General features: G+C 65.3%; 17 protein-coding genes and 1 riboswitch. Of the genes, 6 read left to right on the forward strand and 11 right to left on the reverse strand.

Annotated features, from left to right (window positions below):
- Nucleotides 1-10: 10 nt before the first annotated feature.
- Nucleotides 11-1579: a molybdopterin-dependent oxidoreductase gene (locus tag AB4Y63_RS14365; protein WP_441791745.1), complete on the forward strand. Its 1569-nt coding sequence runs from the start codon at nucleotides 11-13 to the stop codon at nucleotides 1577-1579.
- Between the two features lie 11 nt (nucleotides 1580-1590).
- On the opposite strand, the gene AB4Y63_RS14370 is transcribed toward AB4Y63_RS14365, so the two are convergent.
- On the reverse strand, nucleotides 1591-3606 hold the full coding sequence (locus AB4Y63_RS14370) for an ABC transporter ATP-binding protein (RefSeq protein WP_441791746.1): 2016 nt from the start codon (nucleotides 3604-3606) through the stop codon (nucleotides 1591-1593).
- Nucleotides 3607-3814: 208 nt separating this feature from the next.
- The gene (locus AB4Y63_RS14375; protein ID WP_441791747.1) at nucleotides 3815-5185 is read right to left on the reverse strand and encodes an MFS transporter; all 1371 of its coding nucleotides are present in this window, start codon (nucleotides 5183-5185) and stop codon (nucleotides 3815-3817) included.
- Nucleotides 5186-5380: 195 nt separating this feature from the next.
- On the opposite strand from AB4Y63_RS14375, the gene AB4Y63_RS14380 reads away from it, so the two are divergent.
- Nucleotides 5381-5830, forward strand: coding sequence for a DUF2269 family protein (locus tag AB4Y63_RS14380; protein ID WP_441791748.1), 450 nt, complete (start codon nucleotides 5381-5383; stop codon nucleotides 5828-5830).
- 118 nt (nucleotides 5831-5948) lie between these two features.
- Here AB4Y63_RS14380 and ribH read toward each other — a convergent pair whose 3' ends face one another.
- The 5 genes from ribH to AB4Y63_RS14405 all read right to left on the reverse strand — a co-directional run bounded on the left by ribH (nucleotide 5949) and on the right by AB4Y63_RS14405 (nucleotide 10698).
- Entirely contained in the window at nucleotides 5949-6419 is a 471-nt protein-coding gene (gene ribH, locus AB4Y63_RS14385) for a 6,7-dimethyl-8-ribityllumazine synthase (RefSeq protein WP_441791749.1), read from the reverse strand.
- Nucleotides 6416-7675, reverse strand: a complete 1260-nt coding sequence (gene ribA, locus AB4Y63_RS14390) for a GTP cyclohydrolase II (RefSeq protein ID WP_441791750.1) — start codon at nucleotides 7673-7675, stop codon at nucleotides 6416-6418. Before ribA ends, ribH begins: the two co-directional genes overlap by 4 nt.
- Entirely contained in the window at nucleotides 7672-8361 is a 690-nt protein-coding gene (locus AB4Y63_RS14395; protein WP_441791751.1) for a riboflavin synthase, read from the reverse strand. The genes ribA and AB4Y63_RS14395 overlap by 4 nt, the downstream gene beginning before the upstream one ends.
- Nucleotide 8362: 1 nt before the next feature.
- The gene (ribD, locus tag AB4Y63_RS14400; RefSeq protein WP_441791752.1) at nucleotides 8363-9418 is read right to left on the reverse strand and encodes a bifunctional diaminohydroxyphosphoribosylaminopyrimidine deaminase/5-amino-6-(5-phosphoribosylamino)uracil reductase RibD; all 1056 of its coding nucleotides are present in this window, start codon (nucleotides 9416-9418) and stop codon (nucleotides 8363-8365) included.
- 92 nt (nucleotides 9419-9510) lie between these two features.
- A riboswitch (FMN riboswitch) is annotated at nucleotides 9511-9657 on the reverse strand.
- Nucleotides 9658-9726: 69 nt separating this feature from the next.
- Entirely contained in the window at nucleotides 9727-10698 is a 972-nt protein-coding gene (locus AB4Y63_RS14405; protein ID WP_441791753.1) for a sugar-binding transcriptional regulator, read from the reverse strand.
- A 116-nt stretch (nucleotides 10699-10814) separates the two neighbouring features.
- On the opposite strand from AB4Y63_RS14405, the gene AB4Y63_RS14410 reads away from it, so the two are divergent.
- From AB4Y63_RS14410 to AB4Y63_RS14425, 4 genes are all read left to right on the forward strand, one after another.
- Entirely contained in the window at nucleotides 10815-12548 is a 1734-nt protein-coding gene (locus AB4Y63_RS14410) for a glycerol-3-phosphate dehydrogenase/oxidase (protein WP_441791754.1), read from the forward strand.
- Nucleotides 12549-12779: 231 nt separating this feature from the next.
- The gene (locus AB4Y63_RS14415; RefSeq protein ID WP_441791755.1) at nucleotides 12780-13550 is read left to right on the forward strand and encodes an MIP/aquaporin family protein; all 771 of its coding nucleotides are present in this window, start codon (nucleotides 12780-12782) and stop codon (nucleotides 13548-13550) included.
- A gap of 83 nt (nucleotides 13551-13633) precedes the next feature.
- Complete coding sequence (gene glpK, locus AB4Y63_RS14420; RefSeq protein WP_441791756.1) at nucleotides 13634-15148, forward strand: glycerol kinase GlpK; 1515 nt, start codon at nucleotides 13634-13636, stop codon at nucleotides 15146-15148.
- A gap of 364 nt (nucleotides 15149-15512) precedes the next feature.
- Nucleotides 15513-16403 (forward strand): endonuclease domain-containing protein, encoded by an 891-nt coding sequence (locus AB4Y63_RS14425; RefSeq protein ID WP_441791757.1) that lies wholly within the window; start codon nucleotides 15513-15515, stop codon nucleotides 16401-16403.
- A gap of 375 nt (nucleotides 16404-16778) precedes the next feature.
- Here AB4Y63_RS14425 and AB4Y63_RS14430 read toward each other — a convergent pair whose 3' ends face one another.
- Genes AB4Y63_RS14430 through AB4Y63_RS14445 form a run of 4 tightly spaced genes read right to left on the reverse strand, consistent with a single transcriptional unit; the run spans nucleotide 16779 to nucleotide 20021 of the window.
- Entirely contained in the window at nucleotides 16779-17561 is a 783-nt protein-coding gene (locus AB4Y63_RS14430; protein WP_441791758.1) for an HAD family hydrolase, read from the reverse strand.
- On the reverse strand, nucleotides 17558-18127 hold the full coding sequence (locus AB4Y63_RS14435) for a GNAT family N-acetyltransferase (protein WP_441791759.1): 570 nt from the start codon (nucleotides 18125-18127) through the stop codon (nucleotides 17558-17560). The genes AB4Y63_RS14430 and AB4Y63_RS14435 overlap by 4 nt, the downstream gene beginning before the upstream one ends.
- A gap of 2 nt (nucleotides 18128-18129) precedes the next feature.
- The gene (trpS, locus tag AB4Y63_RS14440) at nucleotides 18130-19134 is read right to left on the reverse strand and encodes a tryptophan--tRNA ligase (protein ID WP_441791760.1); all 1005 of its coding nucleotides are present in this window, start codon (nucleotides 19132-19134) and stop codon (nucleotides 18130-18132) included.
- A 53-nt stretch (nucleotides 19135-19187) separates the two neighbouring features.
- On the reverse strand, nucleotides 19188-20021 hold the full coding sequence (locus AB4Y63_RS14445; RefSeq protein WP_441791761.1) for an exodeoxyribonuclease III: 834 nt from the start codon (nucleotides 20019-20021) through the stop codon (nucleotides 19188-19190).
- Between the last annotated feature and the right edge of the window lie 8 nt (nucleotides 20022-20029).

Genomic DNA, 20029 nt, shown 5'->3' on the forward strand with positions numbered 1-20029 from the left:
GTCTGGTGCCGTGTCCTCAACGCGAGTGCATGTGAACAAGTGGCGCTGGCTGGCCGCGGCCTGCGGGCTTCTCAGCGCCGTCGTCACCCTTGCCCTCGCTGAATTCGCGTCGCTGTTCGTCGCCCCGGCCAGTAGCCCGCTCTTTGCAGTCGGCGGCTGGATCGTCGACCTCTCGCCGCCCGGTTTCAAGACGTGGATAATCAGTCTGTTTGGCACGTCCGACAAACTCGTGCTGTTCATCTGCCTCGGGGTGTTCCTGGTCGTGCTCGCTCTGTTCACCGGGGTGGCCGAGTTCGAGAGGCCGCCGGTAGGGACGATTGCGCTGGTTGCCGTGGCAGCGATTGCGGCGCTGGCGGTCGTGACCCGGCCGTCGGCATCCATCGTCTGGGCGCTGCCAACGGCCCTCGGTGCAGCGGTCGGCATCTGGGTGCTGCGGCAGTCGATCGCCCGACTGCGACGGTGGCGGGGAAGCCAGGGGGAGGGAGAGCGGGCGTCCGCGGCAGCAGGCGTTGATCGGCGGTCGTTTCTCACGTTCGCCGGACTGGGCGCCGTTGCCGCCTTGATCGTGGGTGTTGGCTCCCAGCTGAGCAACGCCGCGAATTCCGCGGTGAGCGGGGTGCGCGAGGCCCTGCGCCTGCCGAAACCTGCGGTCGCTGCTCCGCCGGTTCCAGCGGGTGCCGAACTCGACGTGCCGGGGCTGGCGACGTATGTCACGCCCAATGGCCAGTTCTACCGCATCGACACGGCGTTGCAGGTGCCGGCGGTGAACCCCGACGACTGGCAGCTGCGCGTGGTGGGGATGGTCGATCGCGAAGTAACGCTGAGCTTTGCCGACCTGCTCGCGCTGCCACTGGCCGAGCACATGGTGACCCTGGCCTGCGTCTCGAACGAGGTGGGCGGCGATCTGATCGGCAACGCGGCCTGGCTCGGCTATCCGATCCGCGAGATCCTGAAGCGCGCCGGGCCGACCGGCGGCGCCGACATGGTGCTCTCCCGCAGCGCGGACGGCTGGACAGCCGGCTCACCCCTCGACGTGCTTCTCGATCCGGGCACGGATGCCCTGCTGGCCGTCGGGATGAACGGCAAGCCGCTGCCGCTGGAGCACGGATTCCCGGTGCGTAAGGTCGTACCGGGACTCTACGGATACGTGTCGGCGACCAAATGGGTCGTGGAGCTGAAGGTGACTCGATTCGCCGACGAGACCGGGTACTGGACCGACAAAGGCTGGTCGGCCCGCGGCCCGATCAAGACCCAATCACGGATCGACACGCCCCGAAGCGGTGCCGCCCTGTCTGCGGGCCGCACGGCCGTCGCGGGAGTCGCGTGGGCCCAGCACACCGGCATCGACCGTGTCGAGGTGCGCGTCGACGGTGGCAGCTGGCAGCCGGCACGGTTGGCCGATTCGGTCTCCGCCGACACGTGGCGGCAATGGGTGCTCGACTGGGATGCATCCGCCGGCGACCACACGATCGAGGTGCGGGCGACCGACGCCTCCGGCTATACCCAGACCAGCGCGGAAGCGCCGCCCGCCCCCGATGGGGCGACCGGCTGGCACCGAATCAGCGTCAGCGTCACCTGAGTCTCGCGCGATTAGACCAGCAGCTGGTGCTTCGCCAGATCGCGGTAGAGCGGCGTCGACGCGACGAGCTCGGAGTGGGTGCCGGTTCCGACGACCTGACCATGGTCGAGCACCACGATCTGGTCGGAGTCGACAACCGTGGAGAGGCGGTGCGCGATCACGATGAGCGTGCGGTCTGCCGCAACGGCGTCGATCGCCTCGCGCATCTTCTGCTCGTTGACGCCGTCGAGGCTCGACGTCGATTCGTCGAGCAGCAGGATGGGCGGGGCGGCCAGCAGCGCCCGCGCGATGGCGAGACGCTGACGCTCGCCGCCGGAGAGCATGACACCGTCTTCGCCGACGGCGGCGCTGAGCCCGGCCGGGTCGCGCTCGAGCACCTCAGTCAGGTTGACGGCGTGCAGCACCGCGATGCATTCCTCGTCTGTGGCATCCGGAGTGGCCAGCGTCAGATTGTCGCGGATGGTGCCGGCCAACACCGGGGCATCCTGCTCGACGTACCCGATCTGCGAGCGCAGCGCGGTGCGATCGAGTGAACGGATGTCCAGGCCGCCGAGCTTCACGACGCCGCCGGTCGGGTCATAGAAACGTTCGATCAGCGCGAGAATCGTGCTCTTGCCGGCGCCCGACGGGCCGACGAGCGCGGTGCGGAGCCCGCGCGGCGCACTGAATGAGACGCCGTGCAGAACGGGCTCACGGGAGGCGGACGCCTCGGCTGCTTCAGCCGCCACTGTGGCTGCGGCCGCGGCAGCCYTCGCTTCCGGAGAGGACCGCTTTGTCACCTCGGCCTCGGCATCGACCGAGGCGACGGCCGCGGCATAGCCGAAGTGCACATCCTCGAATTCGATCGCCGCAGATTCGGGGTTCACCAATTCGTTGGCCGCTCCGACGGTGATCGCAAGCGGAGCGATGTCGCGGTCGAACTGGTCTTCCGACGGCAGAGCGATGATCTCTTCAATGCGGCCGAGTGCGCCGAGCGCCGAGTTCAYGGAGGTGAGGGCGCCAAAGGCGGTGCCGAGCGGCATGATCATCATGAACAAGAAGAGAATGAACGCAACCAGGTCGGCGACGGTGATCGCTCCGCTGGCGACGCGGAAGCCACCGACCCCGAGCACGACGAGGAGCGACACCTGCATGGCGATCCCGGCGATCGGAACAACGAGAGCCGAGATCTTCGCGACCTTGATGCCCATGCGCCAGGCGCCTTCGGCATCCTTTTCGACGATTGCGATCTCGCGCTCTGTCGCGTTGGCGGCGCGCACGGTGCGCACGGCGCTGATCGCGCGCTCGACGCTGGCGGCCAGGTCGCCGACCTTGGCCTGAGCCGCGTGGCTGGCCGTTCGGATGCGCTGCGACAGCAGGGTCACGGCCACGATGGAGATGGCGATCACGAGCGCGGTGAGTCCGAGCATCACCGGGTCGATGATGAGCATGGCGATGAGGGCGCCCACAAAGGTGAGCGCGCCGCCGACCGAGTCGACGAGTCCCTGGGTGAGCACGGCGCGCAGCAGCGTCGTGTCGGAACCGACACGGGAGACCAGATCACCGGTGCGACGCGTGTCGAACTCCGAAATCGGCAGGTGCAGCATCCGTGCGACAAGTCGGCGGCGGCTGGACAGCACGACCCCCTCGCCAGTGCGCTGGAGCAGGTAGTGCTGATAGCCACTGATCACGCCGGAGATGACCACCAGGGCGATGAGCGCCCAGACCAGCGAGCCGAGCGTATGTCCCGCCTGCACCACCTCGATGACTTGGCTGACCAGAATCGGCTGGGCGAGGCTCGCGGCCGCCCCGATCACGCTCAAAACGATGACCACGCTGAGCACCTTCTTGTGCTCGAGCAGGTAGGGCAGCAGTTGCTTGAAGCTGGCGCGCGGGCCGACTTGTTCGGCTCCGCGGCGTCCAAACCGTGAACGCCCGGAGGGGCGCTGTGCGGCGGGCTTGGCGCGGGTGGAGGGTCCGGCGGATGACCCGACGGATGTCTCAGCGGTGGGAGTTGACGTGCGTGACGAACTGGTGGAGGTGCTCACTAAACGAGCTTAACCGCTGTGGCGCGGGCGTAGGTTCGCCTCCGGGTGTCCCGTGGTCGGCCGGGGCGCGCGGTATCCCCGCTGGCGCGCGTAAGAAACCGCGCCTGGCGGGTGAGCCCACGCCAGAGAACGCCACACCCGGGGCGCATGAAGGCCGCGCCGGCATCCGATGACGGATGCGCGGCACGGCCTTCACGAACTCGCCGAACTAGCGGTCGATGTCGATGTCTTTCGTTTCCTTGCTCAGCAGCAACGCCACGAGGGTGATCGCGCCCATGATCGCGAGATACACGCCGACCAAGAACGGGCTGCCGTCGCCGAGGGTCCAGAGCCAGACGGCGATGAACGGTGCGACTGCCGCGCCGAGGATCGAGCTGACGTTGTACGAGATGCCGGAACCCGTGTAGCGCACATTGGTCGGGAACAGCTCGGGCAGCAACGCGCCCATCGGCCCGAACGTCATGCCCATCAGGCTGAAGCCGATGACCAGCCACAGCATCACGCCGGCGAACCCGGCGCCGAGCAACGGAACCCAGATCAGACCGAACACGATGATTCCGGTGGTGACCCAGATCAGCGTCTTGCGACGGCCGAACTTATCGGCCCACGGGCCCGACAGCCAGGTGAACGCACCGAAGAACAGCACGCCGGCGATGAGCATCAGGACGAAGGTGGTGTAGCTGTAGCCGAGGCCCGGCAGCACTCCCGGCTCGGTGGGGCTCTCGGGAGCGCGGCCATAGCTGAGCGAGAACGTGGTCATCAGGTAGAAGAGCACATAGGTGGCGAGCATGAAGAAGGTGCCCAGGATGAGCTTGCGCCAGTGCAGCTTGAACACGATCGCGAGCGGCATCTTGACGAGCTTGCCGGCCGACGCCGTCTTCGTGAACGCGTCGCTCTCGACCAAGCGCAGACGCACCCAGAGGCCGACGATGACCATGACGGCGGAGAACAGGAACGGGATGCGCCAGCCCCAGTCGAGGAAGGCGTCGGAGGGGCGGGTGGGGTCATCGGACGGAAGAATCGCCGCGATGATCAGGAACAGCCCATTGGCGATGATGAAGCCGATCGGCGCACCCAATTGCGGGTAGGTGCCGAATCGGGCACGCTTGCCGGCCGGGGCGTTCTCGGTCGCCACGAGGGCGGCGCCGCTCCACTCCCCGCCGAGCGCGAAGCCCTGCGCCAGACGCAGCAGCACGAGAAGCAGCGGCGCGAACCAGCCGATCAGCGCGTAGGTCGGCAGCAAGCCGATCAGGAAGGTTGCGATTCCCATGGTGAGCAACGCGGCAACGAGCGTGGTCTTGCGGCCGACCCGGTCGCCGAGGTGGCCGAAGAAGACTGCGCCGAGCGGACGCGCGACCATGGCCGCGCCGAAGACGGCGAACGACGCGAGCAGCGCCGTCGTCGGGTTTCCGGTCGGAAAGAAGAGGTGCGGAAAGACGAGAACCGCCGCGGTGGCATAGACGTAGAAGTCGTAGAACTCGATCGTCGTGCCGATGAGGCTGGCGAGAATGACACGGTTACGTGGATTCGCCGGCGTCGCCGACGTGGCCAGTGGGGCGGATGCTGTGGATGATGACATGAAAGTGCGGCGCTTTCGATCAGGCGGAAATCGGCCACACCGGTGTACGCCGTTCAGGCGGAAAGGTCAGCGGTCGGCTCGGCAGAAATGGGGCTGGCAGCTTATGGCGTCCATGAACTAGCCTATGCCCCCACATCGGGGGAGACGGCGCGCGCCTCCTGTCTGCGGCGTTGACTCCTCGCTAGTGTGGGCACTATGGAAACTGTCATGAGCATCCTGCACGTTGTCGGAGCTGTCTTTATTGTCGGCCCGATGGCCATTCTCCCCATGAGCGCCATGCGCGCCGTTCGTGCCGGCAACGCCGGCCAGGTCGCCATGCTGGCGAAGTCCACCAACCTGTTCAGCTGGCTGTCGCTGCTGGTGGTTGTGTTCGGGTTCGGGGTCATGGGTATGGCCGACGAGAAGTACGACCTCTCGATCACCACCCCGTGGGTTCTCTGGTCGATCATTCTCTACGTCGTGGCGCTCGCGCTCAGCGTGTTCCTCGTCGTGCCGACGATGCGCAAGGCCGCCGAAGCAATCGAGGCCACCCCGAGTGCGGATTCCTCGGCCGGTCGCGCCAGCTACCCGGCGATCGCCGCCGGCAGTGGCGTTGCAGCGCTGCTTCTCGTCGCCGTCGTCGTGCTGATGGTCTGGAAGCCGTAACCAAACAGACTCTCGGTGGTCGAGGGCGAGCGAGCGAAGCGAGCCCGTGTCTCGAGACCAAGTGAGCCGATCTCCAAACGCAACCCGCGTTCAGAGATCGGCTCATTCTCTTTAACAACTACCCGCGCAACCCCGCCAACACGCGCGCGGTCTCCAACGCAGCCGTTGCCGCCTCCTCGCCCTTGTCTTCCTTCGACCCGGGTAGACCGGCACGGTCGAGCCCCTGCTGTTCATCGTCGAGGGTGAGCAACCCGAAGCCGACGGGCTTGCCGGTGTCCAGCGCCACTCGGGTGAGGCCATCCGTCGCCGCAGCCGACACGTACTCGAAGTGCGGTGTTCCGCCGCGGATGATCACGCCGAGTGCGACCACCGCGTCGGCGCCGTTCTCGAGCGCGGCCTTGCACACGACGGGCAGTTCGAAACTGCCCGGCACGCGCACGAGCGAGTAGCTGGCACCGGAGGCCTCGAGCACCCGGCTCGCCCCGGCGATCAACCCGTCGCTGATCACGTCGTGCCACTGGCCGGCGACGATGACGATGGTGAGGCCTGTGCCGTCAACCTCGATGGTGGGGGAGCCTGCTCCGCTCATGATGCGTTTCCCTTCAAAACTTCTGCTGCGATGTCGTGACCCATCCGGTCACGTTTGACGTTGAGGTAACCCTCGTTGTGCGAGTCGACGCCGACGATCAGGGGGACCCGCTCGGCGATCTCAATGCCGTGGGCTTCGAGCTGGCGCACCTTCTCGGGGTTGTTGGTGAGCAGCCGAATCGAGGAGATGCCCATCTGGTGCAGGATGGCCGTCGCCGCGGTGTAGTCGCGGGCGTCGATCGGCAGGCCGAGGGCGACGTTCGCGTCGAGGGTGTCGAGGCCCTCCTCCTGCAGCTTGTAGGCACGCAGCTTGTTGATCAGGCCGATGCCGCGACCCTCATGCCCACGCAGGTAGATCACGATCCCGCCCTCGGTCTCAATCGTGTCGAGCGCGGCATCGAGCTGCGGCCCGCACTCGCATTTCAATGACCCGAACGCTTCACCGGTCAGGCACTCGGAATGCACCCGTACGAGAGCGCCGTCGACGGGAGTCCCGGAGACGAGGGCGACATGGTCGGCGCCGGTCATCCGGTCCCGGTAGGCACGAATCTTGACCGACCCGTGAGTCGTCGGCACTGTCGTCTCGACCTCGAAATCGACCCGGGGCGATTCTTCGATCGGCGTTGCCGCTTCGAGCGGAGTGTCGCAGTGGAACTCCTGCAGGTAGTCGATCAGGGCGGCGATCGTGATCACCGGGAGGTTCTCCCGCTCACCCATTTCGAGCAAACCGGGCAGGCGCATCATCTCGCCGTCGTCGGCGACGATCTCGCAGATCGCGCCGACCGGGCTGAGCCCGGCGAGCTTCATCAGATCGACCGCAGCCTCGGTGTGACCGTTGCGTTCGCGCACACCGCCGTCGACGGCGCGGAGCGGCAGGATGTGACCGGGCCGGTGCAGGCTGGCCGGCGTCGACGTGGGGTCGGCCAAAACGCGCAGCGTGTGCGCGCGGTCGGAGGCGCTGATCCCGGTGCTGGTGCGATCGGCGGCATCGACGCTGATCGTGTAATTGGTGCCGCGGGCATCCTCGTTGGCGGTGACCATCTCCGGCAGCGCGAGCTTGTCGGCGAGCTCGTTCGTCAGCGGCGCGCAGATGAATCCGGAGGTGACCCGCACCATCCAGGCCAGCCACTCCTGCGTGGCGAGCTCGGCCGAGATGATCACGTCACCTTCGTTCTCACGACCTTCGTCGTCGGCGACGATGATCGGTTTGCCGAGCCGCAGCGCGGCAATGGCGGTGGGAATGTCGGAGAGACTCATGATGCGTTCCTTGCTTCATTCTGCGTGGAGGGCGTGGCTGACGGGGACGGTGCTGAGGAGAGCGTCGGGGCGAGCGCAGGAGAGGAGAGCGACAGGATGCGCTCGACATGTCGGGCGACGATGTCTGTTTCAATATTGACCTGGTCTCCGACCACGCGCTCGCCGAGAGTGGTCGCGGTGAGGGTTTCAGGAATCAACGACACCTCGAACCACTGGTCGGACTCCGCGGCGTCGCTGATGTTGCTCACCGTCAGCGACACCCCGTCGACGGCGATCGAGCCCTTGTCGACGACGAGTCGGGCCAGAGCCGGGTCGAGGCTGAATCGCAATACGCGCCAGGCCTCACCTGGAGTGACGGCGAGCAATGTGCTCGTGCCGTCGATGTGTCCCTGCACAATGTGTCCGCCGAGGCGGTCGCCGACCAGGGCGGCCCGTTCGAGGTTCACCGCCGACCCGACGACCGCGGCGTCGAGCGTTGACATGCGCAGGGTCTGTTCCATCACATCGGCGGTGAAGCTGTCGGGCGTTTGATCGACGACGGTGAGGCAGACGCCGCTGACCGCGATCGAGTCGCCGTGCCCGGCGCCGGTGACGGCGAGGGGGCCGCGGATGGTCAGCCGCACCGCGTCGGCGCTGCGTTCCACCCGTTCAATGCGGCCGAGTTCCTCGATGATTCCGGTGAACATGTCAGTTCCTATTCTCTGGTCTGGCTGATTCTGGACTGGCTGGTTTTGGACTGGCAACGACGAGAAGGTCGTCGCCGAGGCGTTCAATACTGTCGACGGTGAGGCGGTGCTGCTGGGAGATGCTGCCGACACCGATGTCGCCGAGGGCGGTGCGGCCGCCACCGAGCAGGGTCGGCGCGAGATAGATGAGGTAGCGGTCGACGAGGCCGGCAGCTTCGAACGCACTGGCCAGCGTCGGGCCGCCCTCGACGAAGGCGTGACGGATGCCGCGCGCATGCAGGTCGCGCACGACCGCATTCAGATCACTGGTCGGGAAGAACAGCGGCGCATGCGGATGGCGGTGAAGCGCCGCGCTGTTCGGAACGGGGCGTGTGCCGATCACGACGGGAACCGGCTGCTCGCTCAGCAACTCGCCGGCGGCATCCCGAGCGGTCAACGACGGGTCGTCGGCGAGGACTGTGCCCGTTCCGACGATGATTGCGTCGGACGCGGCACGGCGGCGATGAACGTCGGCTCGGGCATCCGGCCCGGTGATCCACTGGCTGCTGCCGTCGTCGGCCGCGGCCCGTCCGTCGAGACTCGATGCCCATTTCAATGTGATGACCGGGCGACCCAGCCATGCGGCCGCCAGCCAGTCCGCGATCAACGCGGTCGCGTCATCCGCGAGGAGACCGGCCTGCACGTCGACGCCGGCCGCGCGCAAACGCTTGGCGCCGCCGGCCGAGGCGTCACCCGGATCGGACACGGCGTAGACGACACGGGCGATGCCGGCGTCAATGAGTGCTTGGGCGCAGGGGCCGGTGCGACCGGTGTGGTTGCAGGGTTCGAGGGTGACGACGGCGGTCGCGCCGTGGGCGGCGCCGGGGGAGAGCCTCGAGAGCGCGTCGACCTCGGCGTGTGCTGTGCCGGCGCCGCGGTGCCAGCCTTCGGCAATCTGCTGCCCGTCGTCATCGAGGATGACACAGCCGACCTGAGGGTTCACACCTCGAGCCGGGCCTTGGGCCGCCAACTCCAGCGCGCGCCGCATGGCAGCTTCGAGATCGGACTGCTCCGCCATATCGCCCTCATTCGTTTCGGTAACGAATCTCCGGGGGATTTTGGGCGTCGAGCGTTGACGAAACCCGTCGACAGGTCGCAGGGACCTCTCGACTCGTGCGCCTCCCATCCGGACTTTAACCGTCGGTGCTGGAATTTCACCAGCTCAACCGTGTCACTTGTTCAGCTTGCACTGATCAGATGACGCGGCTCGCGGACTTTCACCGCCGGTTCGGATTCACACCGACCCCGGAGCACGTTTCTTATCTTCAGTTATAGCTCAACGCGGCGGCGCGCGGAGTATTCCCGCGTCACGGAAAGCGGTGTTCCCTAGCCGGAGACGAGCGCGCGCGCGGTTCCCTCGTCGACGAAGAGGTCGGTGATCAGATTGGCGGCCAAGGCGCCACGCAGGCTTTCGAGTTTGGAGATGCCCGACACGACGCAGATGCGGCGCGGGGTGCGTCGCAAGACGTCGAAGTCGAGTCCGCTGCTGCGATCGTTGAGCGGAATGCCGTCGGAGCTCCCGTCGGCACGGAAGAACACCGTCGCCACGTCGCCCACCACGCCAGAGGCGCTCAGAGATTCGTAGTCTTTCTGATCGAGGTAGCCGCCCGCATAGACGTGGCTCGGCACTTCGGAGAACGTCGAACCGAGTCCGAACAATGCGACATCCATATGTGCCTGAATTTCGAGAAGACGGCTCACCGTGCGCTCGCGCCAGAGGGCGTTCTTGGTCGCCGGGTCATCGAAGAAGGCGGGAACCGGAAACTGCTGGACATGAGCGCCGAACGCATCGCCGAATCGGCGCAGAATCTCGCTCGCGTAGCCGATGCCCGTCGTGCGCATATTTCCGGCTCCGTTCAACTGCACGATCTGCGAGTTGTGGGTCTGTTTCGGGGTCAGGTGCCGGCTGATGGCGCTGACCGTCGACCCCCAGGCGACGCCCATCGTCATGTTCGAGTCGAAATACTGACCGAGAATTCGTGCAACCGAGAGGGCGACTCTCTCCAATCTGTCGACGTCGCTGACGTGATCCGGCACGGGGACGACGTGGGCGGCGACTTGAAAACGATCGAGGATCGTCTTCTCCAACCGACTCGGCGCATCGAGGGGGGAGTGGATCTGGATGTCCACCAAACCACTGGCCCGAGCATGGCTGAGAAGGCGCGAAATCGAGGATCGCGAGGTGTGGAGCTCCCGGGCGATGGCATCCATCGTCAGGTCCTGCATGTAGTAAAGATGTGCGGCAGTGAGCGCATCGCGGGTGCGATCCGACTGCATCTCATCGTCTGTCTGGCCCATTTCGGCTCCTTGCACGTATGTTCACCCAGCTTGACCGTTTGTGACGGATTGTTCAAGCTGTATTTATACACACGGCTCGCCCCGCTGCAAGCCGACACGACAGTAGAGGTGAGTCCGTGAAGTCTTCAAACGTCACGCCAAGGTCAATTACAACGTCAGCTCTCACGGAGCGCCCGAACGCCCAGGTGCTCGTCATCGGCGCCGGGATCAACGGGATCGCGACATTCCGTGACCTGGCCCTCCAGGGCGTCGACGTGACGATCGTCGACCGCGGCGACTACGTGTCCGGCGCATCCGCCGCGTCGTCGCACATGATTCACGGCGGCATCCGCTACCTCGAAAACGGCGAGTTCCGCCTGGTCAAGGAGTCGGTGGAAGAACGCAACTCTCTGATCAAGATCGCCCCGCACTACGTCAAGCCGTTGAAGACCACGGTGCCGATCTTCTCGACCTTCTCTGGCGTGCTGTCTGCGCCCCTGCGCTTTCTCACCCACAAGCAGGGCAAGCCGCAGGAGCGCGGGGCGCTGCTGATCAAGCTCGGCCTCGGTCTCTACGATTCCTTCTCGCGCGACGGTGGGAGTGTGCCGCGTCACGAGTTCCGGGGTGCGAAGGAGTCGCTGCGCCAGCTTCCCGAGTTGAACCCGTCCCTCAAGTACACGGCCACCTACTACGACGCATCGATGCACGATCCCGAGCGTCTGGCGCTCGACGTGCTGCGCGACGGTCTCGACGCGGGCCCGCACGCCCGCGCGGCCAACTACGTCGAGGCAGTCGGTATGGACGCCGACGGCGTGCGCCTGCGCGACACGGTCACCGGCGAGGAGTTCAGCTTCGCCGCCGACGTGGTGGTGAACACGAGCGGCCCCTGGACCGACCTCACCAACCAGGCGCTCGGCGAGGCCAGCGCGTTCATGGGCGGCACCAAGGGCTCGCACATCGTGCTCGACAACCCGGCACTGCTCGCCGCGACCGGCGGCCGCGAGATCTTCTTCGAGCACAGCGACGGACGTATCGTGCTGATCTACCCGCTCAAGGGGCGCGTGCTGGTCGGAACCACCGATCTCGAGCACGACATGACCCAGCCCATCCGCTGCACCGAAGCCGAGGTCGACTACTTCTTCGAACTCGTCGCGCACGTTTTCCCACAGGTGGCCGTCGACCGTTCCGACATCGTCTACCGCTTCTCCGGCGTGCGCCCGTTGCCGCGCCACGACGACGAAGCCCCGGGGTTCGTCTCCCGCGACTACCGCATCGAGTCCCGTCCGCTCGGCGCTCGCGCCGGCACGCTGCTCAGCCTGGTCGGCGGCAAGTGGACCACGTTCCGCGCCCTCGCCGAGCACCTGAGCGGTGACATCCTGACTCTGCTGAACCTCCCTCGCGTCGTCTCGACCGAAGGCCTCGCCATCGGTGGCGGCAAGGGTTTCCCGACCACGGATGCCGCGCACCAGGTGTGGGTGACCGCACACGGCGACGAGGTGGGTGTGCCTCGCGCCACGACCCTGCTGGCCCGCTACGGCACCCGCGCTTCCGATGTGATCGGGTGGATCGTCGAAGAACCCGACGCGCCGCTGCGCCACAACGCCGACTACTCACGCCGCGAGATCGAGTACTTGGCGGCCACGGAGTCGGTGGTGCACCTGGTTGACGTACTGCTTCGCCGCACGAGCATGGCCTTTGTCGGCGGTCTGAGCCTCGAACTGCTCACCGAGATCGCGGGACTCGTCGCACCGGTGCTCGGCTGGGATGACGCGCGGTTCAACGCCGAGATCGCTGCGACCGTCGATGAGCTCGCCGACGTCCACGGCGTCATGCTGGCCCCGCACCGCCAGGAAGCCCTCGCCAGCGCCTAAGCGCGTGCGCCGGAGGCGTCGTGAAAGTCTCCGGTGCGTGTCCGGTGCGCCGTCGGTGCGTGCCCGGTGAGCCTCCTGGGCAGCGCCGGCACGCGTTCTGTGCGCCATTGGTCGCCAAACGTTGCACAAATGTGCAAAGAAATCCCCCTATTAGGGTGAGGCGGAGCCGATACGGTTTCACAAGAATCACGAAAGTGTGACTCTTCTCACTCCTAAGGAAAAAAGGTCAAAGTGGACAATCTCGGTGTTGCATTTCTGTCGGAGGTCGTGGGAACCGCCCTCCTCGTGCTGCTCGGCTGTGGCGTCGTCGCCAACGTCGCTCTGGCCAAGACGAAGGGACTCGGCGGCGGGTTCCTCATGGTCACCATCGGATGGGGCTTCGCAGTCTTCACCGGTGTGATCGCCGCCTACAACTCAGGTGCCTACCTGAACCCCGCTGTTGTGCTTGGCGTCATCGCGTCAGGTGCTGACAATTTCGGTGGTGCAGCGCAAGTCCCCATCAACGTGGGCTCGACGCTGGCCTACATCGCAGCCGAATTCGTCGGTGCCATCCTTGGTGCGGTCGTCGTCTGGCTGGCATACAAGCAGCACTTCGACGCAGAGCCGGTAGCGGCAAACAAGCTCGGCGTCTTCTCCACCGGCCCGGCCATCCGTTCCTACGGATGGAACCTCGTCACTGAGATCATCGGCACGTTCGTGCTGGTGTTCGTGGTGATCGCGTTCGGTGGCGGACGTCAGGGCGAGGGCGGACTTGCTGCCCTCGGTGCCTTGCCGGTAGCCCTGCTCGTGCTTGTCATCGGTACCTCAATCGGTGGCCCGACCGGTTACGCCATCAACCCGGCTCGTGACCTCGGCCCGCGTATCGCGCACTTCATCCTGCCGATCAAGGGCAAAGGCGGATCTGACTGGTCCTACTCGTGGGTTCCGGTTGTCGGCCCGGTCATCGGCGGTTTGATTGCCGGCTGGTCGTCCCTGGTGTTGCTGCCGATCCTCGGCATGTAGGCGCTGGCGTGGGCATCCGCCCCACGCCTGGTTGTCGTCTCGTCTTTTAGTTCCGTACCGCATTCATAACGAAGGAGTTACCTATGGGCGATTACGTCATCGCGATCGATCAGGGCACGACAAGCAGCCGTGCGATCATTTTCGACAAGGCCGGGTCGATCATCTCGACCGGTCAGCTCGAACATGAACAGATCTTTCCGCAGGCCGGTTGGGTTGAACACAACCCGAAGGAGATCTGGGATAACGTTCGCGAGGTCATCGGTCAGGCACTGTCCAAGGCAAATCTGACGCGGCACGACATTGCAACTGTCGGTATCACCAACCAGCGTGAGACTGCGGTTGTCTGGGACAAGAACACCGGTGAGGCTGTCTACAACGCCATCGTCTGGCAGGACACCCGCACGCAGCCGATCGTTGACCGCCTGGCCGCCGACGGCGGCGTCGAGCGCTTCAAGCAGAAGGTCGGCCTGCCCCTGGCCACCTACTTCTCGGGAACCAAGATCGTCTGGATCCTGGAGAACGTCGAGGGTGCCAGGGCGCGGGCGGAAGCCGGCGACCTGCTGTTCGGCACGACCGACTCGTGGGTGCTCTGGAACCTCACCGGCGGCATCGAGGGCGGCGTGCACGTCACCGACGTGACCAACGCGTCCCGCACGATGTTCATGGACTTGGAGACCCTGGAATGGGACGACGAGATCCTCGCCGCGTTTGACGTGCCGAAGTCGATGCTCCCCACCATCAAGAGCTCGTCAGAGGTCTACGGCACGGTGCACGGGTCGAGCCTGCTGCGCGAGGTGCCGGTGGCCGGCATCCTGGGCGACCAGCAGGCCGCGACCTTCGGTCAGGCTGCATTCGACCAGGGTGAGGCGAAGAACACCTACGGCACCGGCAACTTCCTGATCTTCAACACGGGTGAGGAGATCATCCACTCGAAGAACGGGTTGCTCACCACGGTCGGCTACAAGCTCGGCGATGCGCCGGTGCACTACGCGCTCGAGGGATCGATCGCCGTCACCGGTTCGCTCGTGCAGTGGTTGCGTGACAACCTCGGCATGATCGGGTCGTCGGAAGAGATCGAGACGCTGGCCGCCTCGGTCGACGACAACGGTGGCGCCTACTTCGTGCCGGCGTTCTCTGGCCTGTTCGCGCCGTACTGGCGTGCGGACGCCCGTGGCGCGCTCGTCGGACTGACCCGTTATGTGAACAAGGGGCACATCGCCCGTGCCGCCCTCGAGGCGATCGCCTTCCAGACCCGCGAGGTTCTGGATGCCGTGAACGCCGACTCGGGTGTGCCGCTGACGGAGCTCAAAGTTGACGGCGGCGCAACAGCCAACAACCTGTTGCTGCAGTTCCAGGCAGACATCCTGAACGTGCCGGTAGTGCGTCCGGTTGTCGCCGAGACGACGGCGCTCGGTGCGGCCTATGCGGCCGGTCTCGCTGTCGGCTTCTGGAACGGCCTCGACGACCTGCGCGCGAACTGGCAGGAAGACGCCCGCTGGGAGCCCAACATGGATGCTGCCGAGCGCGAGCGTCTGCTGCGCAACTGGAAGAAGGCGGTCACGAAGACGCTGGACTGGGTCGACGACGACGTGCGCTAACTCGCGCTTGTTTGACTAGTTCGACTAGTTCGACTAGTTCGACTAGTTCGACCTGTTCGACCTCGCTTGAACTGTTCGATTTGTTCGACCTTGCTTGACCTGTTCGACCTGTTCCACCTCAGAAGCCCGGCCGCCACGCAAGTGGTGCCGGGCTTTTGTCGTTCCAGCCCTCGGACGCCGGGATTGTGTGGCCAACTCAGGAAATCCATCACCGCCGCTGCGGCTGGCCGTGGATTCAGTGCCGTGTGCCACCCCGGTGCCGCCCGCATTTCCTGAGTTACCCACAAGAACGACGCGGGGCTGTTGCCCACCGATTCGCCTGATGCGGCAGCTCCGGATGATGGGAATCGGCAGGATTCCTGGCATGACATGGCAGGAGTACTTTCAAACAAACAATCTGCGGGTCGCTGAAACTGACGCGCTGCTCGCGGATGGGGCCAGCTGGAGGTCGCTCCAGACCGCTGTTGCTGGAGGGCTCTTGGTCAGGGCACGCCGCGGGCACTACCTTCTACCGGATTCCGACCGGCACACACTCGAGGCAGTCAGAGTCGGGGGCAGGCTAGCCTGCATTTCGGCCGCTGCGGACTACGAGGTTTTCGCACTCGACACGACATTCACACACGTTCACGTTGCGCAGAACGCGTCTCGGCTCCGGGCGCCGCAAGATCGGCTCCGTCGGCTCAACGAGCAGAATCGGGACGGTGTTGAGCTCCACTGGGATGAGCTTCTCGATCCTTCAGCTGGAACGGATTACCGGATTGGCCTGATCGACGCAATGATACAAATTCTCCGCTGCCAGCAACCCCGATTCGCACTCGCCTCCCTCGACAACGCGCTTCGAAAGAAACTGCTCTCCCCAAACGACGTTCCGCTGATATTTGCGAGACTCCCGCTCGAGCTCCAGTATCTGAAGGGCTACGTTGATGCTCGCAGCGATTCAGGGCAGGAGACAGTGCTGCGATTCATCGTGCGAGAAGCCGGCTACGATTTCGAAATTCAGGTCTCAATCGACGATGTCGGCCGTGTCGACTTGGTGGTCGAAGGATGCCTTGTAGTTGAGGCAGACAGCCGCGAGTTTCACGAGGGATGGGCGGCGCAAGTGCGTGATCGTATTCGAGATCGCAACCTTGCCGCCCAGCAGTACATGAGCTACCGCGCTCTTTACAGCGACATCATGTTCAATCCAGAGCGCGTGCTGGCCGCCATCCGGGGCCTTCTGGCTGCCAACAGAAACTATCGCACGATCATTCTCTGAGACTGAATCTGCGGGGTGCCTCGCTCGGCCGCAGTGCGATCAACGTGGCTAATTCAGGAAATCTGTGATCAGGCTTGATGGAGAATCCGCAATGGCGGGGGTCTCCGTATCAAGCTGAGGATATTTCCTGAGTTAGCCACCGACGCGGCACGAATCGCGTGGGGGCATGACCGCAGAACGATTCGAATTCGAATGTTATCCGACGTGGCTAATTCAGGAAGATGCGACCCACTACGTCTGGGACAGCCCGACTTACATCTACCGATGCTACGGACGAGCTCGGATCTCCTGAATTAGCCACATCACCCCCGGTGAAGTTTCGACTCGAGCAGCGAGCTGCGACGGATGCCGGCCGTGGGCGCCGCAAGGCCGAATTCAGTGAGATTCTGAGGAGTCGGGCAGTCCCAACACTGCGGGTAGCTCCAGAAGGCTCGTGACGCGGATCACGCCGAGTGAAGCAACTTCCTCGGCATCGGCACTCTCTGCGTACGGAGAAGCAGCGAGAGCCGCCTCTGGCGCCCCGTGACGGTCGAGCCAGACCCCGGTGAGACCCGCCGCCGCGGCACCGATCGCATCCGTGCGCAGGCGGTCGCCGACATACACAGCGGATGCCGGCGCCACCCCGAAGAGGTCGCAGGCGAGCCGGAAGATGGCCGGGTCGGGCTTCGCGACCCCGACCGACCCCGAGGCGACGACCTGTTCGAACCGCGACTCCAGCCCGGTCACCTGCAATTTGCGTTGCTGAAAAGCGAGATCGCCGTTGGTGATCAGACCAAGGCGCACGCCCGCCTGCTCCAGTGCGTCGAGGCAGGGCATGGCGTCCGAATGCAGGCTCCAGCTGTCCTGATAGTGATCGAAGTAGGCGTCGAACCACGCTCCGGCATCCGCTTCGCCCAGCTCGACCCCGTGAGCCGCGGCGAAGTCACGGGCTCGCGCCCGGCGCTGCCCCTGAAAGTCGAGCCGCCCGGCCAGATAGGAGTGGTAGTGCTCCTCCTCGAGCGAGTTCCAGAGTGTGATCGCGGCGGCCGGCTCAGCGGTGCTGAAGACGCCGCCGGTGAGCTGCATATGTCGCACAATCCCTTCGGCCACCGCAGTGCGGTGAGCGAAGAGCGTGTCGTCAAGGTCAAACAACACGACGAGCGGCACGGCATCGGTCATGGAACCAGAACCTCCTCGGGCCAACCGTCCTTCGGCGAACGGTCGTCGTCCGCATGCAACCATCCCTGCCACGACATCGGATGCGAGCCGTCACGATAGGCGGCTAGCGACGGGCCCTCACCGGTGAACGTGAACCCGGCCTTGCGGGCAACTCGTGACGACGGGATGTTGCCGACCAGGCACTCCCAATGAATCGCGTTGACGATTCCTTCGGCAAACGCCCAATCGGCGACGAGCCGCTGGGCCTCGGGAATGAAGCCGTTGCCGCGATGGCGCGCTCCCAGCCAGAAGCCGATCGACCCGCTTGGCACGCGCAGGCAGATGATTCCCATCAGATTCGGCGAGTCCGGTGAGCGCAACGCCCAGGTATATTCCTCGTCGGACTTCCACGCCCCCGGTATATACCGTGAAATGAATGTCTCGGCGTCGGAGGCGTTGTACGGCCAGGGAACAGTGAGGAACCGCTCGAAAACCGGGTCCTGACAGAACTCGAACATGAGCGTGGCGTCGGCGAGCACCGGCTGATCGAGAACGAGCAGCGGCGAGCTGAGCGAGACGGGCTGCATTGCTACACCCGCTGCAATAAGCCGACGCGGTCGTAGGCCTTGGCCAGCGTGGCGTCGGCGACGGATGCCGCCCGGTCCGCGTTCTGGGCGAGCAGACGGTCGAGTTCGGCCGGGTCATCGAGCAGTTCGAGCACACGTGAGCGGATCGGACCGAACGTGCCGGTGACGACCTCGGCGAGGCCCTTCTTGAGGTCGCCGTAGCCGCGCCCCGCATATTCATCTTCCAGCGACTGGATCGACCGGTCAGCCATCACCGAGTAAATCGTGAGCAGGTTTGCGACGCCCGGCTTGTTCTCACGGTCGAACACGATCGCGCCGTCGGCATCGGTCACCGCGCGCATGATCTTCTTCGCCGTGACCGACGGCTCGTCGAGCATCCAGATGATGCCTGCGTGCGACTCGGCCGACTTCGACATCTTTGCGGTCGGGTTCTGCAGATCGTAGATCTTCGCGGTCTCCTTCTGAATGGAGGCCTCCGGCACCACGAACGTCTCGCCGAAGCGGGCGTTGAACCGGGCCGCGAGGTCGCGGGTCAGCTCGATGTGCTGACGCTGATCTTCACCGACCGGCACGATCTCGGCGTCGTAGAGCAGAATGTCGGCGGCCATGAGCGTCGGGTAGGCGAACAGGCCGACCGTGGTGCCGTCGTGGCCATGGCGCGCCGACTTGTCCTTGAACTGGGTCATCCGGCCGGCTTCACCGAACCCGGTGATGGTGTTCAGCACCCAGGCCAGCTGCGCGTGCGCCGCCACATGCGACTGCACGTAGAGCGTCGACTCCGACGGGTCGATTCCGGCGGCGATGTACTGCGCGGCGGTGCGGCGGGTGTTCTCGCGCAGCTGCGTCGGGTCTTGTGCGACAGTGATCGCGTGCAGGTCGACGATCGAGAAGAACGCGTCATGCGTCTGCTGCAGCGCCTTCCAGTTGAGCAGCGCGCCGATGTAATTGCCGATCTGCAGAGATTCTGCCGAGGGCTGCATGCCTGAGTACAAGCGGGTCTTTGTCATCCGTGATTCTTTCGTGCTCGGCCGCTCGCACTGCGAGCGACGAAAAATGTGGGTTAGAGGGCGTAGTCGACGACGACAGGCGTGTGGTCCGACCATCGCTCGTCGTAGGCTGCGGCTCGATCGACGGCATAGTTCGTGACGGATGCTGCGAGCTCGGGAGTGGCCAGCTGGTAGTCGATGCGCCAGCCCGTGTCGTTGTCGAAGGCCTGACCGCGCCAGGACCACCAGGTGTACGGGCCGTCGACCTCGCCGGCCCACTTGCGTCCGACGTCAACCCAGCCGAGCCCGGCGCCGTCGTTGTACGCGGGGTCGTCTTCGGCGCCCACGATGCGGTCGAAGTAGGCACGTTCCTCGGGCAAGAAGCCGGCGCGCTTGACGTTGCCGCGCCAGTTCTTGATGTCGAGCTTGCGGTGGCCGACGTTCAAGTCGCCGAGGACGACCGCGAGCGGATTGTGTGCAGCGAGTGCCGGCATCCGTTCGACCATGGCGTCAAGAAACTTGTACTTCTCAACCTGCTTGGGGGTGTCGACCTCGCCGGAGTGCACGTAGGTGCTGACCACGGTGACGATCTTGTCGCCGACGGCGTAGTCGGCCTCCAGCCAGCGCCCGGCGCTGTCGAAATCGTCGGCACCGAATTCGACCCGGTGAATCGTCGCCGTCGACCGGCTCGCGAGTGCCACGCCGGCGCGCCCCTTGGCCGTCGCCGGGTCGTGCAGGATGCTCCACTCGGGTCCGAGCAGCTTCTCGAGGTCTTCGGTCGACGCGCGAACCTCCTGAATGGCCAGGATGTCAACGTCGCGGCCGGCCAGCCAGTCGCCCATTCCCTTGCGGTAGGCGGCGCGCACGCCATTCGTGTTGATCGAGGCAATGCGGAGAGTTGTCGGCATGGCCCAAG

This window comes from Leifsonia sp. YAF41, assembly GCF_052113185.1.
GTDB lineage: Bacteria > Actinomycetota > Actinomycetes > Actinomycetales > Microbacteriaceae > Cryobacterium.